9 protein-coding genes (1 of these 9 only partly in view) are annotated in these 14,200 nt (G+C 59.2%); 2 read left to right on the top strand and 7 right to left on the bottom strand.

Features of this window, described 5'->3' with window-relative positions; translation table 11 throughout:
* Positions 1-428: the 3' portion of a M23 family metallopeptidase gene (locus CFBP6623_RS21335; RefSeq protein ID WP_046802090.1), read on the top strand. 1,519 nt of this gene lie to the left of the window's left edge; the window shows 428 of its 1,947 coding nt (coding positions 1,520-1,947); its start codon lies off the left edge, out of view; it ends in the stop codon at positions 426-428.
* 68 nt (positions 429-496) lie between these two features.
* On the opposite strand, the gene clpB is transcribed toward CFBP6623_RS21335, so the two are convergent.
* The 6 genes from clpB to CFBP6623_RS21305 all read right to left on the bottom strand — a co-directional run bounded on the left by clpB (position 497) and on the right by CFBP6623_RS21305 (position 10,418).
* Complete coding sequence (gene clpB, locus CFBP6623_RS21330; protein ID WP_046802091.1) at positions 497-3,121, bottom strand: ATP-dependent chaperone ClpB; 2,625 nt, start codon at positions 3,119-3,121, stop codon at positions 497-499.
* Between the two features lie 403 nt (positions 3,122-3,524).
* Positions 3,525-4,328: a DUF4167 domain-containing protein gene (locus CFBP6623_RS21325; RefSeq protein WP_046802092.1), complete on the bottom strand. Its 804-nt coding sequence runs from the start codon at positions 4,326-4,328 to the stop codon at positions 3,525-3,527.
* A 394-nt stretch (positions 4,329-4,722) separates the two neighbouring features.
* Positions 4,723-5,529 (bottom strand): peptide chain release factor N(5)-glutamine methyltransferase, encoded by an 807-nt coding sequence (prmC, locus tag CFBP6623_RS21320; RefSeq protein ID WP_232370470.1) that lies wholly within the window; start codon positions 5,527-5,529, stop codon positions 4,723-4,725.
* Positions 5,530-5,585: 56 nt separating this feature from the next.
* Positions 5,586-6,668, bottom strand: coding sequence for a peptide chain release factor 1 (gene prfA, locus CFBP6623_RS21315; RefSeq protein WP_046802094.1), 1,083 nt, complete (start codon positions 6,666-6,668; stop codon positions 5,586-5,588).
* Between the two features lie 28 nt (positions 6,669-6,696).
* On the bottom strand, positions 6,697-8,964 hold the full coding sequence (gene ptsP / locus CFBP6623_RS21310; protein ID WP_046802095.1) for a phosphoenolpyruvate--protein phosphotransferase: 2,268 nt from the start codon (positions 8,962-8,964) through the stop codon (positions 6,697-6,699).
* A gap of 176 nt (positions 8,965-9,140) precedes the next feature.
* A complete protein-coding gene (locus CFBP6623_RS21305) occupies positions 9,141-10,418 on the bottom strand; it encodes an aspartate kinase (protein WP_046802096.1) in 1,278 nt (425 codons plus the stop codon).
* 390 nt (positions 10,419-10,808) lie between these two features.
* Between CFBP6623_RS21305 and CFBP6623_RS21295 the strand changes: the two genes are divergently transcribed.
* Complete coding sequence (locus CFBP6623_RS21295) at positions 10,809-12,656, top strand: DEAD/DEAH box helicase (RefSeq protein WP_046802097.1); 1,848 nt, start codon at positions 10,809-10,811, stop codon at positions 12,654-12,656.
* A gap of 273 nt (positions 12,657-12,929) precedes the next feature.
* On the opposite strand, the gene CFBP6623_RS21290 is transcribed toward CFBP6623_RS21295, so the two are convergent.
* Positions 12,930-14,168: a saccharopine dehydrogenase family protein gene (locus CFBP6623_RS21290; RefSeq protein ID WP_046802098.1), complete on the bottom strand. Its 1,239-nt coding sequence runs from the start codon at positions 14,166-14,168 to the stop codon at positions 12,930-12,932.
* Positions 14,169-14,200 lie beyond the last annotated feature (32 nt).

Genomic DNA, 14,200 nt, shown 5'->3' with positions numbered 1-14,200 from the left:
TCAGCCGCATGCATACCGGAACCGACTGGGCCGCCGCCCGCGGCACGCCGATCATCGCAACCGGCAACGGCACTGTCGAGAAGGCCGGCTGGGCCTCCGGTTACGGCAACCAGACCCTGCTTCGCCATGCCAACGGCTATGTCTCTTCCTATAATCACCAGAGCGCCATCGCCAAGGGCGTAACCGAGGGCTCCAAGGTCCGGCAGGGCCAGGTCATCGGCTATGTGGGATCGACCGGCCTTTCGACCGGCGCCCACCTGCATTACGAACTGATCGTCAACGGCACGAAAGTGGACGCGATGAAAGTGCGCTTGCCGGGCGGCAAATCGCTTGCCGGCGATGCGCTTGCACGGTTCTCAGACGAGAGAAAGCGCATCGACAATCTTCTCAATATCGAGGACAAGCCAAATCAGGTGGCGAGCCGGTAATCCGCCGACATTTTGCACCCCGAAAAGCAGACCAAATGAAAAGGGCTCCGTTTCCGGAGCCCTTTCTTTTATGCCGCATCGGCCGTTTCGGTTTCGGCCTCGCCCTTCGGAGGCTTGACCTTGAACAGCAGCCGGTCCGTACCGGACGTCACCTTGACCCGCGAACCATCGGGGATTTCCCCGCCGAGGATCATTTCGGCAAGCCTGTCCTGAACCGACTTCTGGATCACCCGCTTCAGCGGACGTGCGCCGTAAGCGGGATCGTAGCCCTTGTTGGCGAGCCAGCTGCGGGCATCCTCATCCAGTTCGAGCGAGATCTTGCGATCACCCAGCAGCGAGACGAGCCGCTTCAACTGAATTTCCACGATCGCACCCATTTCATCACGCCGCAGGCGGTGGAACAGGATGATATCGTCGATACGGTTGAGGAACTCCGGCCGGAAATGCGACCGGACCCGCTCCATCACCAGTTCACGAACCGAATCCACATCGTCGTTGTCACCCATCTGCGTCATGAATTCCGAACCGAGGTTCGAGGTCATGATGATGATGGTGTTCTTGAAATCGACGGTGCGGCCCTGGCCATCCGTCAGGCGGCCATCATCCAGCACCTGCAACAGGACGTTGAACACGTCAGGATGCGCTTTCTCGATCTCGTCGAACAGGACGACCTGATAGGGCCGGCGACGAACCGCTTCAGTCAAAGCACCACCCTCTTCGTAACCGACATAACCGGGAGGCGCACCGATGAGCCGGGCAACGGAGTGTTTCTCCATATATTCCGACATATCGAGGCGAACCATCGCGGTTTCGTCGTCGAACAGGAAGCGGGCGAGCGACTTCGTCAGCTCGGTCTTGCCCACACCCGTCGGGCCGAGGAAGATGAACGAGCCGATCGGGCGGTTCGGATCCTGAAGGCCGGCACGCGAACGGCGCACTGCCTTGGAAACCGCCTGAACGGCTTCACCCTGCCCGACAACGGACTTGGCAAGCTCGTCTTCCATGCGCAGCAGCTTTTCGCGTTGACCTTCCAGCATCTTGTCGACGGGAATGCCGGTCCAGCGGGAAACGACATGGGCAATATTGTCCGGTGTCACCACTTCCTGAACCATCGAGCCGGCACCGCTGCTGTCACGGGCTTCCGCCGCAGCCAGTTCCTTTTCAAGGCCCGGAATAATGCCATAGGTCAACTCGCCGGCGCGCTGGAACTGGCCGTTGCGCTGGGCAATCGCCAGTTCGTTACGCGCTTCGTCCAGCCGCTTTTTCAGATCGGCGGCATGGCCGAGCTTCTGTTTTTCCGCCTGCCAGCGGGCCGTCAGCGCATCCGCCTTTTCTTCCGTATCGGCCAGCTCATCTTCGAGCTTTTTCAGGCGATCGACGGAGGACTGGTCCGTCTCCTGCTTCAAAGCTTCGCGCTCGATCTTGAGCTGGATGATACGACGATCCAGTTCGTCCAGCTCTTCCGGCTTGGAATCCACCTGCATGCGAAGACGCGAAGCGGCCTCGTCCATCAGGTCGATTGCCTTGTCGGGCAGGAACCGGTCGGTTATGTAGCGGTTGGAAAGCGTCGCAGCAGCAACCAGGGCCGAATCCGAGATTCGGACCTTGTGATGCTGTTCGTATTTTTCCTTAAGACCGCGCAGGATAGAGATCGTATCCTCAACGGTCGGCTCGTCCACCAGCACGGGCTGGAAACGGCGGGCAAGAGCCGGGTCCTTTTCCACATGCTTGCGATATTCATCGAGCGTGGTGGCGCCAACGCAATGAAGTTCACCGCGGGCAAGCGCGGGCTTCAGGAGGTTGGAGGCATCCATCGCACCATCGGCCTTGCCGGCACCGACCAGCGTATGCATCTCATCGATAAACAGGATGATGCCGCCATTTTCAGCCTGCACTTCATTGAGTACGGCCTTCAGACGCTCTTCGAACTCACCGCGATATTTCGCACCGGCGATCAGCGCGCCCATATCGAGCGCCATCAGCTTCTTGTCCTTGAGGCTTTCCGGCACGTCACCATTGACGATGCGCAGCGCAAGCCCTTCGGCAATCGCCGTTTTACCGACGCCCGGTTCACCGATCAGCACGGGGTTGTTCTTGGTGCGGCGCGAAAGGACCTGAATGGTACGGCGAATTTCGTCGTCGCGGCCAATCACCGGGTCGAGCTTGCCCTCACGGGCTTCTTCCGTCAGATCGCGCGCGTATTTCTTCAGGGCGTCAAAACCCTGTTCGGCATTGGCGCTATCAGCCGTGCGGCCCTTGCGGATGTCGTTGATGACCTGGTTGAGAGCCTGCGCCGTTGCCCCTGCCTTCTTCAGCGAAGCCGAAGTGGAAGCAGAGCTTTCAATCGCCAACGCCTGCAAAAGGCGCTCGACGGTCACGAAGCTGTCGCCTGCCTTCTTTGCGAGATCTTCTGCAGTCGAAAACACTTTGGCAAGCGGCGCCGTCAGCGAAAGGCCGCCATTGCCACCGGAAACCTTGGGCAATTTCGCCAACGCGGCATCATTGGCAAGACGCGCTTCTTTCGCGTCGCCACCAGCACGCTCGATCAGCGATGCCGCCATGCCCTGCTCGTCATCGAGCAAAACCTTGAGAACATGTTCCGCAGAAAACTGCTGATGATTTTCCGCAAGCGCAAACGTCTGTGCCGATTGCAGAAAACCGCGAACACGTTCGGAGTATTTTTCAATATTCATAGTCGAACCTCCATTGACCGGCCCGCCCGCTTTCGGCACGGCTCCGGGTGTTAGGGTTGAGGCTCCCTCAAAAGGCAAGCCCCGCTACGACAGCCGTGTTTAAAGCATTTCACGATCGCCGCCTCTCGAAGGTCGGTTGCCGGCGAATGCGGCTTGCGTCCTTCCTGCACGAATATGGGAGGCATTTTCATCGGTTTAAAGGGGCGAAAAACCGCCATCCGGGAAATTTTCACCTGTTTTGACAGACATCAGCTTGCCGGCGCGCACTCACCTTTTTTGCCAGCCGACGGCTCCCCCCATGTAAGCCCTAAAAACAAAAAACTCCGGCAAGCCGGAGTTTTTCAATCGCGTGTCTGGCAGCGTGCCTGGCCGCGTGTTTGCGCGGTCTGCTTGAAACCCCTGCTTATTCAGCAGCGTTTTCAAGGGTGGCCGATGTTGCGTCTTCACCGGCGGGCGCGTCTTCACCTTCAGCACCTTCCGCCGCTGCGGCACGGCGCGGACGACGCGGGCGCGGGGTCGTGGCACGACGGGTCTTTGGCGCACGTTCGGTCGCGGGTGCTTCCGCCTGCTGCTGCTCTTCCTCGACGGCCACTTCCATGGGCGTACCTTCGATGACGGGCTGCGGCGCCTGGCTGGCGTCGTAAACCGGCGGCGGCTGTTCGGCCGAGACCTGCGGCTGGCGCGGCTGACGTTCCTGCCGTTCACGGCGGTCCGGACGTTCGCGACGTTCCTGGCGTGGCTCGCTCCGCTCGGTGCGCTCCTGGCGCTCCGGCTGCTGGACGCGCTCTACCTGTTCGGAATGCTGCTGCGATGCAACGACGCCATCGTCGCCATCGTTTCCATCCATATCGTCGGCATCCGCGTCGGCGGCATTGTATTCACCGCGATCATCGCGCTGGAAACGTTCCTGCATCTGGGCCTGAGCCGTGGCAATGATGCGGTTGTAATGCTCAGCGTGCTGCAGATAGTTTTCCGCAATCACACGGTCGCCAGAACTCTGCGCGTCCCGGGCAAGGGCAGCGTATTTTTCCGCTATGTGCTGGGCTGTACCGCGAATCTTAACATCGGGGCCGGAACTGTCATAAGTCCTGGTGAGCGGATTGCCGCCCTTGCGGTTGAAGTTGTTATTACCGCCACCATTGTTATTGTTGTTATTATTGTTGCTTCCACGCCCCCGGCCGCGCTTGTTTTGCTGTCCTGGCCTCATCAATTGCTCACCTGAATTCTGTTTTGCTGACAATCTGGTTATTTTCATGCAATTCCGGACGGAAAACCGCTGGAAATTTTTCCTGAAATTGTTCCGTCACGCGTCCTGCCGAAGATAACCCCGGACAAGACCTCGCGTGTGACGACCGGTCGCGCAAATGCTGCACCGAGCCGCCTGCGAACAAAGTTTACTGATTCACATGCCGGAAACGCCCAGCCTTTCAGGGCTCTCAAAAGAACCCGCTTCGGGACTGACCCATACCCTGACGAATCTGCGTTCGTCCTCAGCCACCCTGCATGTGGCCGCAAACTATCCCGCTTCCCGCGGAAATCCAAGCCTTTTCTTTTGCTGTGCAAAATATCTCTGCAAAAATCCGCCGCCATATCGCGAAGAACTATCTCCGGAAGATCAAAACTCTGTCGTTGCCGCCATAATCCTTCACGGCCTCCACAAGAGAGAAACCGTTAGAAGCAAATATCGTGGAAACATCAAGCCTTTGATCGAAACCGATCTCCACACCAACGATCCCGTTTTCCACAAGAAAGCGGCCTGCGTCGGCAGCAATAAGGCGGTACGGTGCAAGGCCGTCCTGACCTCCGTCCAGCGCTGCCATCGGATCATGATGACGAACCTCTCGGTCCAGCGTTGTAACGATATCACTTCTTATATAAGGCGGATTCGACACAATTATGTCAAAGCTGCCGGAGATTTTTTCGAACCAATCGCTCTGCCTGATCTCGAAACGCGTTTCGAGCCCGTTTCTGGACGCATTTTTCGCAGCCGTCTCCAACGCGCCAGCGGAAATATCGCTGCCGATACCCGTCGCGTCAGGGCATTCTTTCAAAAGCGCCAGACAGATCGCACCCGTGCCCGTGCCCAAATCCAGAATGCGGGCGCTACCCTTTTGGGAAACAGCATCCCTTAACGCCGGCAACAGCGTATCAACGAGAATCTCCGTATCCGGACGGGGTTCGAGTGTCTCCTTCGACAACAGAAGATCGAGGCCGTGAAACTCCCGGTGACCGAGGATGCGATGCACCGGTTCTCCCCCGGCCCGCCTTTCGATCATGGCGGCGATGCGGGCCTGCTCTTCCCGCGTAATGGGCCGGTCCGGCTTCATCACGAAATCGGTTAGTGAAAAGGCAATAACCTCACCGATCAGCAGGCGCGCATCGAGAAGCGGATCGGCAACACCGGCCATCTGCAGCCGTTTGCGGGCGGCGGCGAGTTCGGCCGAAACGGTCCCCTCAGCGCCGCTCAAAGCTGCTGTTCGCCAAGCAGTGCCAGCTGGCCGGCCTGATAATCGGCGATCAACGCATCCACGAGCTCATCAATCTCACCTTCGATCATTCTGTCGAGTTTATAGAGGGTGAGGTTGATGCGGTGATCGGTGACACGCCCCTGCGGAAAATTATAGGTGCGGATGCGCTCGGACCGGTCACCCGAACCGACCTGGCTCTTGCGATCAGCCGAACGCTCGCTATCCACCTTCTGGCGCTCGATGTCGTAAAGGCGCGAGCGCAGAACCTGCATGGCCTTCGCACGGTTCTGGTGCTGGGATTTCTCCGAACTCGTGACGATCAGTCCCGTGGGAAGATGGGTGATGCGAACAGCGGAGTCGGTGGTATTGACGTGCTGGCCACCTGCGCCCGACGCGCGCATCGTATCGATGCGAATATCTTCCGGGCGGATTTCGACGTCGATATCCTCCGCTTCCGGCAGCACCGCGACGGTGGCGGCAGAGGTGTGAATGCGGCCGCTCGCTTCCGTTTCCGGCACCCGTTGCACGCGATGCACACCGGATTCGAATTTCAGCTTGGAGAACACCCCTCGCCCGCTGATCGTGGCGATGATTTCCTTGTAACCGCCAGCTTCGCCTTCGCTGGCGGAAAGGACTTCGACTTTCCAGCCCTTGGTCGACGCAAAGCGCTCATACATGCGAAACAGATCACCGGCGAAAAGCGCCGCCTCGGAGCCGCCTGTGCCGGCCCGGATTTCAAGGATCGCGCTTTTTTCATCCGCCGCATCCTTGGGGAGCAGCAGGACCTGCATATCCTTCTCAAGCTCACCGATGCGGGCCTCGACCTCCGGCAACTCCATTTCCGCCAGATCGCGCATGTCCCTGTCGGTCGTCTTGTCGGCGAGCAGCGCCTCGAGATCGGCAGCCTCGGCAATCGCCTTTTCGTAGTCGCGGATCTTGTTCACAACTGGCTGAAGCTCGGAATATTCCGAAGCCAGCTTCACATAGACATCCGCCGCCGGGCCGGCCGACATCCGCGCTTCGATCTCTCCGAAACGCCTTTCCAACTCGCGCATTTTTTCGACGGGAAGCTTCGCCACCAGTCACTCCGATAATGAAATAAGTCTTTTAAATGGGAATGGAATGCGCAGCAGCAAAGCGTAACAACACCTCGCGCCCGCTTTCCAGCGAATTATGATCGTCGAGCGCAGCATTCAACTCGTCGGCAAGTCGCGCTGCGTCCAGCCCGAGCAGCATGGCCTTGACCGGGCCGATTGCCGTCGGCGACATGGAAATCGACCGGAAACCCAGACCGATCAGCGCCATGGCGGTCAGCGGCTTGCCCGCCATCTCGCCGCACAGCGTGACCGATGTGTGGTGCCTTTCGCCGGCGCGAACGATATCACGCAGAATGCGCAGGAACGGCTTGCCAAGATTGTCGAAACGATCCGAAACCCGGGCATTGCCACGGTCGACCGCCATGGAGAACTGGAACAGGTCGTTTGAACCGACGGAAACGAAATCCACCTCCTGCATCAGCTCATCGAGCTGCCACATCAAGGATGGCACTTCCAGCATCGCTCCGAATTGCAGCTTTTTCGGCAGCGCATGGCTGAATTTCGAAAGATGCTGCACTTCCTTCTGGAGAAGATCGCGTGCCGCCCGGATTTCGGAAACCTCGGTCACCATCGGCAACATCATGCGCAGCTCCGCACCCGAAGCGGCGCGCAGCAGCGCGCGCATCTGCGTGCGCATCAGGCCCGGACGGTCGAGCGACAGGCGGATCGCCCGCCAGCCCAGTGCCGGATTTTCCTCTTCCTGGCCGCGCATATACGAAACGACCTTGTCGCCGCCGATATCCAGCGTGCGGAAGGTGACGCTCTTTCCCTTGGCCTGGCGCAGAACGGAGCGGTAGAAAGCCTCCTGCTCCTCACCCTTCGGCATGTTGGAGGCGATCATGAATTGCAGCTCGGTGCGGAACAGGCCAATGCCGTCGGCGCCGGATTCTTCCAGCTGCGGCAGGTCCACCAGCAGGCCGGCATTCATCTTCAGATTGACCTTCTGGCCGTCCTTGGTGATCGGCTCGACATTGCGCAGCGCACGGAATTGCTCCTGCCGCTTGGCGCGCAGACGCACTTTTTCCTCGTAGGCACGCTGCAGGTCCGACATCGGGCGCAGATGCACCTGGCCGTCATCACCATCGATGATGATCGGATCGTTGTTTTCCGCCAGCGCGACAATGCCCGCCGCCTGGCCGATGATCGGAATACCCATGGCACGCGCCACGATAACAACGTGGCTCGTCACCGCGCCGTCTTCGAGCACCAGACCACGCAGTTTCTCACGCGGGTAATCCAGCAATTCGGCAGCGCCCATGGCACGTGCCAGAACGATGGCGTCGAGCGGGAAATCCTGCTCCGGTCCACGCCCGCCAAAACCGATCAGCTGGCGCAGCAGCCGGTTGGCGAGGTCATCGAAATCATGCATGCGCTCGCGCAGATAAGGATCGGTCAGGCGCATCATGCGCGCCTTGGTGTCGCTCTGCACCTTCTCCACCGCCGCTTCCGCCGTCAGGCCGTTGCGGATCGCCTCTTCCATGCGCCGCACCCAGCCCTGATCGTGGGCGAACATACGGTAAGTTTCCAGAACTTCGCGGTGCTCACCTTCGGTCGGCACGTCGCGGCGCTGCAACATGTCATCGATCGACAGGCGCAACGAACCAATGGCATCGGCAAGCCGGCGGATTTCCGTATCCGCGTCCTCGTTCAGCAGGTTGGTGACGACAATGCGGGGATCGTGCAGCACGACGTGGCCAAGACCGATGCCTTCACCGTAACCATCGCCATCGATGGAAACAGCACGCGTCAGGTCCAGCTCCACACCCGGGCGGGTGATCTTTTTCAACTCGCCGCTCGCCACTATTTCAGCGATAAGCATCGCGGTTGTCTCAAGCGCTTCAACTTCATCCTCCCGGTATGTTCGGCTGGCCTTGTTCTGGACCACAAGAACGCCAAGAGTGCGACCGGAGCGCAAAATCGGCACGCCGAGGAAGGAATGATAAATTTCCTCACCGGTTTCAGGAAGATAGCGGAATGCGGGATGCGCCTGCGCATCGGAAAGATTGAGCGGTTGAGCGGAAGCGGCAATGGTGCCGACAAGACCTTGCCCCATTTTCAGCTGGGCAAGATGCACGGCGTCCTTGTTGAGACCTTCCGTGGCATATAGTTCCAGCACGCTGTCGGAACGCAGCACGTAGACGGAGCAAACCTCTGCCACCATGTTGCTGGCAATCTGACGGACGATCTGGTCCAGACGATCCTGCGGTTCAAGGTGCTCCGCCATCATTTCGCGCAGCCGCTTGAGCAGGACGCGCGGACCTGCGGAAAGGTCTCTCATCGCGTTTGCTCCCCGACGCTTCCGATCCGAATGTCATAATATTCGAGAATCAAAACGTCATTTAAAAAATTTATAGCGCCAGAAGCGCGTCCCGCAAGGGACACGCTTTCAAGAAACGCCACATCGGAAGAACGCAACTCCGAAGAATCGGAGCATCGGGAACCGATGTCTCGGATTTAGCTCTTATCGAGACCGTAGGCCGAATGCAAAGTGCGAACGGCAAGTTCGGCATAGGCGCCGTCGATCAGGATCGAAATCTTGATCTCTGACGTGGTGATGGCCTTGATGTTGATGTTCTTCTCGGCAAGTGCCTTGAAGGCGCTGGCGGCAACGCCGGCGTGGCTGCGCATGCCGATACCGATGACGGACACCTTGGCAAGACCCGTCTCGTTCTGCGCAACATCGAAGCCGATCTGGGCCTTGTTGTCGTCGAGAACCTTGAGAGCCTTGGCAACGTCACCCGAGGGAACGGTGAAGGTCATGTCGGTGCGCGAGCCATCTTCGGAGATGTTCTGCACGATCATGTCGACATTGATATGCGCTTCGGCGAGCGGACCGAAGATCGCGGCGGAAACGCCCGGACGGTCGGCCACGCGGCGCAGCGAAATCTGTGCTTCATCCTTGGCATAGGCGATGCCGGTTACGACTTCCTGTTCCACGATTTCATCCTCGTCACAAATCAAAGTACCGGGCGGGTTGATGAGGTCGCCCATGCCCGGCGCATCGGGATCCTCGAAACTGGAGCGAACGAAGGTGCGCACCTTGTGTACCATGGCAAGCTCCACGGAGCGAACCTGAAGAACCTTTGCGCCGAGAGACGCCATTTCGAGCATTTCCTCGAAGGCGATCTTTTTCATGCGGCGAGCCTTGGGCTCGATGCGCGGATCGGTCGTGTAGACACCGTCGACATCGGTATAGATGTCGCAACGATCCGCCTTGACGGCGGCGGCAATGGCCACAGCCGACGTGTCAGAGCCGCCGCGACCAAGCGTCGCGATGCGATTATCCGGGCCGATGCCCTGGAAACCGGCAACGACGGCAACCTGTCCCTCACCCATGCGCTTGACGATATCCGAACCGTCAATCTCGAGAATACGGGCGGCACCATGCGCATTATCGGTACGGATCGGGATCTGCCAGCCCTGCCAGGAGCGTGCATTGATACCCATGGACTGCAGGGTGATCGCCAGAAGACCTGATGTGACCTGCTCGCCGGATGCGACAACCGCGTCATATTCGCGCGCATCATAGAAGGAGGCGGCGTTGGTGCCGGTCACCTTTGCGGCGTTCTGCACCCAGTCCACCAATTCGTTGGTTTTTCCCGACATGGCGGAAACGACCACGGCCACTTCATGGCCGGCATCCACTTCGCGTTTCACATGCCGTGCGACATTGTGAATACGTTCGAGGTTCGCGACGGACGTGCCGCCGAATTTCATGACAATGCGAGCCATAGCCTTGACCAGTACATCCCTTTTTTCCGCCAGCCGGTTTTCACCCGGTGTGGACAAGAACAAACCCAGTCGGCCCTTCCTGACAAAGAGCCTCAAGTTGCGGGTCTCTTAGCGAAAAGGCGGGGGGCACGCAATGCCGTTTATGAACCATGCGGTACGCCTTTTGAGTGGCCTTTGCGAAGGACGATGGCGGGCTGGAACAAAAGGCGGGAGAAAGTACCCGTAAAAGAGCGTACCGCAGTGCACTGTACAAACCGGCTTATTCGCAGTATGAGCGCGGGCAATGTAACCGGCCAGATGGCCGAAATGGCCTGTATCGGCTGCCCCGGAGACTTTAGGACCTATTGGTTTCGGGCGGATGCGGGCAGCTTCATATCCGAAAGACGGTAGATGACAGACACCCAGGGTATCGCCCCGGCGATCGCGCAGGCGTTGGAAAAACGCGGCTACAACGACTTGACCCCCGTGCAGAAGGCCATGCTTGCGCCTGATCTCGCCGACAAGGACGCGCTGGTTTCCGCGCAGACCGGTTCCGGCAAGACGGTTGCCTTCGGCATCGCGCTCGCAACCACGCTGCTGTCGGAAAATACCCGCTTCGGTCAGGCTTCCGCGCCGCTCGCTCTTGCTATTGCACCAACCCGCGAACTGGCCATGCAGGTCAAGCGCGAGCTGGAGTGGCTTTATGAATTCGCCGGCGTGTCGATCGCATCCTGTGTCGGCGGCATGGATATCCGCAATGAGCGCCGTGCGCTGGAACGCGGCGCCCATATCGTCGTCGGTACGCCCGGCCGTCTCTGCGACCATATCAAGCGTGGCGCACTCGATCTGTCGTCGCTGCGCGCCGTAGTGCTGGACGAAGCCGACGAGATGCTCGATCTCGGCTTCCGTGAGGATCTGGAATTCATTCTGGAAGAATCGCCCGACACCCGCCGCACGCTGATGTTTTCGGCCACCGTGCCGCGCAGCATCGCCAAGCTGGCCGAAAGCTACCAGAAGAATGCCGTGCGCATCGCCACCGCTTCCGAACAGAAGCAGCATGTGGATATCGAATATCGCGCGCTTCTGGTGTCGCCGTCTGATCGCGAGAACGCCATCATCAACGCGCTGCGCTTTTACGAAGCCCGCAACGCCATCGTCTTCTGCTCCACCCGCGCCGCCGTCAATCATCTGACGGCCCGGTTGAACAATCGCGGCTTTTCGGTCGTGGCCCTCTCCGGCGAACTGACGCAGAACGAGCGCACGCACGCGCTGCAGGCCATGCGTGACGGCCGCGCCCGCGTTTGCGTGGCGACCGACGTTGCTGCCCGCGGCATCGACCTGCCTGGCCTGGAACTCGTCATCCATGCCGACCTGCCGACCAATTCCGAAACGCTTCTGCACCGTTCCGGCCGTACTGGCCGCGCCGGGCAGAAGGGCGTCAGCGCCATCATTGTGCCCGTGAGCCAGCGCCGCAAGGCCGAACGCCTTCTCGAAGGCGCCAAGGTCAGCCCGGCATGGGTTCGCCCGCCCTCCGTCGAAGAGATCGTCGAGCGCGACGGCGCACGGCTTCTGGCCGACCCGACACTCAGCGAAGCCGTGGCTGAGGAAGAACGCGATTTCGTCAACCAGCTGCTGGAACAGCACGGCGCGGAAAAAGTCGCCGCCGCCTTCGTGCGTCTCTATCACGCCGGGCGCTCGGCACCGGAAGACATTTTCGAGGTCGCGCTGGATAACAGCCGCAAGCCGCGCCGTGACAGTTTCGAGACGGTCGAAAACAACGCACCGCGCCGCGAGCGCTCCGACTTCTCCGACAGCGCGTGGTTCTCACTTTCCGTTGGCCGCAAGCAGAGTGCCGAACCGCGCTGGCTCATCCCGATGCTGTGCCGTTTCGGCAAGATCACCCGTCAGGATATCGGCGCCATCCGCATGCAGCAGACGGAGACCTTTGTTGAGCTGGCGGCCGATGCCGTTGACCGCTTCACCTCTGCCATCGGCAAGGACATGATGCTGGAGAAGGGCATTCGCCTGAAGGCGCTGGAAGGCAAGCCGGAAATGACCGGCAGTGCCCGTGAAGACACAAGGCCGGCAAAGGCCCAGCGGAAGTTCACCAAATCGGACAATGCAGGCGCGCCACGCGATGACCGCAAGGCTGAAGACAAGCCCTGGAAAAAGAAAAAGCCCTTCGGCGACAAGCCGAAATTCGAAGGCAAAAAAGACAAGCCGTTCGAGAAGCGTGGACCGAAGCCTACGAAGGGCTGAGGTCACTCTGCGACTAACGACGACGGCGGGCATGCCTGCTCTCAACGTCATCCTCGGGCTTGTCCCGAGGATCCACAACCTATTGATTTTATTCAACATGATTGGATCCTCGGCACGGGGCCGAGTATGACGTCGCGTAACTGGTTAGACCTCTTTCCATCGACTGGGCGCTACACCCGTTTTGCGTCCAGCGCGCGATAGATAATCTGTTAGCAAAGAAAAAGCCCCGCATTCGCGGGGCTTTTTTGTCTCTATCCGTCGAGAATGCTGCAATCAGAACTCCAGCGCGCGATCGCCGTTTTCATCCTTGATGCGGTTCGGCAGACCAATCTTGTTCAGGATGTTAAGGAACGGCTTCGGCGGCAGTTCTTCCACATTGGCCATCTGCTTCACATCCCATTCGCCCGTCGCAATCAGCATGGCAGCGGCGACCGGGGGAACGCCGGCGGTGTAGGAAATGCCCTGCGAACCAACTTCTTCATAGGCGTCCTTATGGTCGGCCACGTTGTAGATGAAGACTTCGCGTTCCTTGCCGTCCTTGATGCCCTTGACGATATCGCCGATGCAGGTCTTGCCGACATAGTCAGGCGCCAGCGAAGACGGATCGGGCAGCACGGCCTTGACCACCTTGAGCGGCACGACTTCGAGGCCTTCAGCCGTCTTGACCGGCTTTTCGGACAGGAGGCCAAGGTTCTTCAGCACCGTGAAAACGTTGATGTAGTGATCGCCGAAGCCCATCCAGAAGCGCACATCGGCGCCATCCATATTTTTGGACAGCGAATGCACTTCGTCATGGCCGGTCATGTAGGCCTTCTGCTTGCCGACAACCGGCAAATCGAATTCCTGGCCGACTTCGAACATCTGGTTCGTCTGCCACTCACCCTTCTGCCAGGAATAGACAACGCCGGTGAATTCGCGGAAGTTGATTTCCGGATCGAAATTGGTCGAGAACCAGCGGCCATGGCTACCGGCATTGATATCGACGATATCGACCGAAGTGACCTTGTCGAAATATTCATCCTTGGCAAGGCGCGCATAGGCATTGACCACGCCGGGGTCGAAACCGACGCCGAGAATGGCGGTGACGCCCTTTTCCTTGCACTCAGCGGCGCGCTTCCACTCGTAGTTTCCATACCACGGCGGCGCCTCGCAAATCTTGGTCGGATCCTCATGGATCGCCGTATCCATATAGGCAACACCTGCGTCCATGCAGGCACGAAGAACGGACATGTTGACGAAAGACGAACCGACGTTGATGACGATTTCCACGCCGGTCTGTTTGATCAAGGCTTTCGTCGCCTCGATATCCATAGCGTCAAGCGCATGGGCCTCAAGTTTCACATCTGTCTTGAGGCTCTTCTTTTCGCGTACGGACTCGACAATCTTGCGGCACTTTTCCAAAGTCCGTGACGCAATATGAATGTCTCCCAATACATCGCTGTTCTGGGCGCATTTATGCGCCACGACCTGTGCTACGCCACCGGCGCCGATGATCAGAACGTTCTTCTTCATTTCAGGTGATGCCTCCTTTTCCCCGCAGGGAT

This window comes from Agrobacterium tumefaciens (assembly GCF_005221385.1).
Classification (GTDB): Bacteria; Pseudomonadota; Alphaproteobacteria; order Rhizobiales; family Rhizobiaceae; genus Agrobacterium; species Agrobacterium tomkonis.
Note: the sequence above shows the minus strand (reverse complement) of the source record. Positions and strands in the feature narration are given on the sequence as shown.